The sequence below is a fragment of the Kitasatospora sp. NPDC057512 genome (assembly GCF_042802135.1).
In the GTDB taxonomy this organism is placed as follows: domain Bacteria; phylum Actinomycetota; class Actinomycetes; order Streptomycetales; family Streptomycetaceae; genus Kitasatospora.
Genome location: NZ_JBHVET010000953.1, coordinates 1 through 2,633 on the forward strand (window position 1 = coordinate 1; position 2,633 = coordinate 2,633).

Sequence of the window (2,633 nt, forward strand, 5' to 3'; positions counted from 1 at the left end):
GGCCCGGGCTGATGCCCGGGCCCTTCCGGCGTTTCCGAACGCCTGCCGCCGTTACTTCTTCTCCTTCGGCGCCTCGGCGTCGGTGGACAGCGCGGCGATGAAGGCCTCCTGCGGGACCTCCACGCGGCCGACCATCTTCATCCGCTTCTTGCCTTCCTTCTGCTTCTCCAGCAGCTTCCGCTTACGGGAGATGTCACCGCCGTAGCACTTGGCGAGGACGTCCTTACGGATCGCGCGGACCGTCTCACGGGCGATCACCCGGGAGCCGATGGCCGCCTGGATCGGCACCTCGAACTGCTGGCGGGGGATGAGCTTCTGGAGCTTGCCCGCCATCATCACGCCGTAGCCGTAGGCCTTGTCCTTGTGGACGATCGCGGAGAAGGCGTCCACCGCGTCGCCGTGCAGCAGGATGTCGACCTTCACCAGCTGGGCGGACTGCTCGCCGATGGGCTCGTAGTCCAGCGAGGCGTAGCCGCGGGTCTTGGACTTCAGCTGGTCGAAGAAGTCGAAGACGATCTCCGCGAGCGGCAGGGTGTAGCGCAGCTCGACCCGGTCCTCGGACAGGTAGTCCATGCCCTGGAGGTTGCCGCGGCGGGACTGGCAGAGCTCCATGATCGCGCCGACGAACTCGTTGGGCGCGAGGATGGTGCCGCGCACGACCGGCTCGTACACCTCGGCGATCTTGCCGGTGGGGAACTCGCTCGGGTTGGTGACGGTGTGCTCGCTGCCGTCCTCCATGATCACCCGGTAGACCACGTTCGGGGCGGTGGAGATCAGGTCGAGGTTGAACTCGCGCTCCAGGCGCTCCCGGATGATCTCCAGGTGGAGCAGGCCGAGGAAGCCGCAGCGGTAGCCGAAGCCGAGCGCGACCGAGGTCTCCGGCTCGTACACCAGCGCGGCGTCGTTGAGCCGCAGCTTGTCCAGGGCGTCGCGCAGCAGCGGGTAGTCCGAGCCGTCCAGCGGGTAGAGGCCGGAGAACACCATCGGGCGCGGGTCCTTGTAGCCGCCCAGCGCCTCGGTGGCACCCTTGTGCATCGAGGTGATCGTGTCACCGACCTTGGACTGCCGGACGTCCTTCACACCGGTGATGATGTAGCCCACCTCGCCGACGCCGAGGCCGTCGGCGACCTTCGGCTCGGGCGAGATGACGCCGATCTCCAGCAGCTCGTGGGTCGCGCCGGTGGACATCATCGCGATCCGCTCGCGCTTGGTGAGCTGCCCGTCCACCACACGGACGTAGGTGACCACGCCGCGGTAGGAGTCGTACACCGAGTCGAAGATCATCGCGCGGGCCGGGGCGTCCTTGGCGCCGACCGGGGCCGGGACGGTGTTGACGATGTGGTCCAGCAGGTCCTCGACGCCCAGGCCGGTCTTGGCGCTGACCTGGAGCACGTCGGAGGGGTCGCAGCCGATGATGTGGGCGATCTCGGCCGCGTACTTCTCCGGCTGGGCGGCCGGCAGGTCGATCTTGTTGAGGACCGGGACGATCGTGAGGTCGTTCTCCAGCGCCAGGTACAGGTTGGCGAGGGTCTGCGCCTCGATGCCCTGGGCCGCGTCGACCACCAGGATGGTGCCCTCGCACGCGGCGAGGGAGCGGGACACCTCGTACGTGAAGTCCACGTGGCCGGGGGTGTCGATCATGTTGAGGATGTGCGTCGTCCCGGCGTCCGGACCGGTCTTCGGCGCCCACGGGAGGCGGACCGCCTGCGACTTGATGGTGATGCCGCGCTCACGCTCGATGTCCATGCGGTCGAGGTACTGGGCACGCATCTGCCGGGGGTCGACGACGCCGGTGATCTGCAGCATCCGGTCTGCGAGCGTCGACTTGCCGTGGTCGATGTGGGCGATGATGCAGAAGTTGCGGATCAGCGCCGGGTCGGTACGGCTGGGCTCTGGCACATTGCTGGGGGTCGCGGGCACCTTGGTCCGATTCTCCGTGGTCCGGGGCCGGGGGTGTCCGGGTCATCGCTGACCGGCTTCCCGGGGACCGGACGGTCTCGTCCGATCGAAATAGTCCCTGCCATCTTCCCACGACCACGGGGCGGGCCGCCGGTCGGGCACCCGGGGGCCCTCGCGAGCAGCCGGGACGGCCCTCGCGGGCGCCCGGGTTTGGGGCGGGCAGCGGGCCCCTGGTAGCGTGGGCTGCTGCACCCGGCCTCGGCATGCCCTCTCAGCTGGTCCGACGGCCACCGGGTGCGAACCCGTTCAAACCTTTAGACAAGACTGAGGCTCCTTCGTGGCGAACATCAAGTCCCAGATCAAGCGCAACAAGACCAACGAGAAGGCGCGCCTGCGCAACAAGGCCGTCAAGTCCTCGCTGAAGACCGCTCTGCGCAAGGCCCGTGAGGCCGCTGCCGCCGGCGAGACCGAGAAGGCCACCGAGCTGGCCCGCGCCGCCTCCAAGGCGCTGGACAAGGCCGTGAGCAAGGGCGTCATCCACGCCAACCAGGCCGCCAACAAGAAGTCGGCCATCACCAAGCGCGTCAACACCGCCGTCCAGGCCTGACGCCCCCGGGGTCTTCGACCCCCACCGCTTCGGGACGACCCGGCCCTCTACCCGGACCCCCGAGGCGCGCGAGACTCGCACCGCACGCGGCCTGCGTTCGCCACGCGGGTGCGGTGCAAAGAAGCAG

General features: G+C 68.7%; 2 protein-coding genes. One reads left to right on the forward strand and one right to left on the reverse strand.

Annotated elements, in window-relative coordinates; translation table 11 throughout:
• Positions 1 to 51 precede the first annotated feature (51 nt).
• Positions 52 to 1,920, reverse strand: a complete 1,869-nt coding sequence (gene lepA / locus ACFU6K_RS36150) for a translation elongation factor 4 (protein ID WP_380670452.1) — start codon at positions 1,918 to 1,920, stop codon at positions 52 to 54.
• Positions 1,921 to 2,236: 316 nt separating this feature from the next.
• Here lepA and rpsT point away from each other — a divergent pair, with 316 nt between their 5' ends.
• A complete protein-coding gene (gene rpsT / locus ACFU6K_RS36155; RefSeq protein ID WP_030309778.1) occupies positions 2,237 to 2,506 on the forward strand; it encodes a 30S ribosomal protein S20 in 270 nt (89 codons plus the stop codon).
• The last annotated feature ends 127 nt before the right edge of the window (positions 2,507 to 2,633 follow it).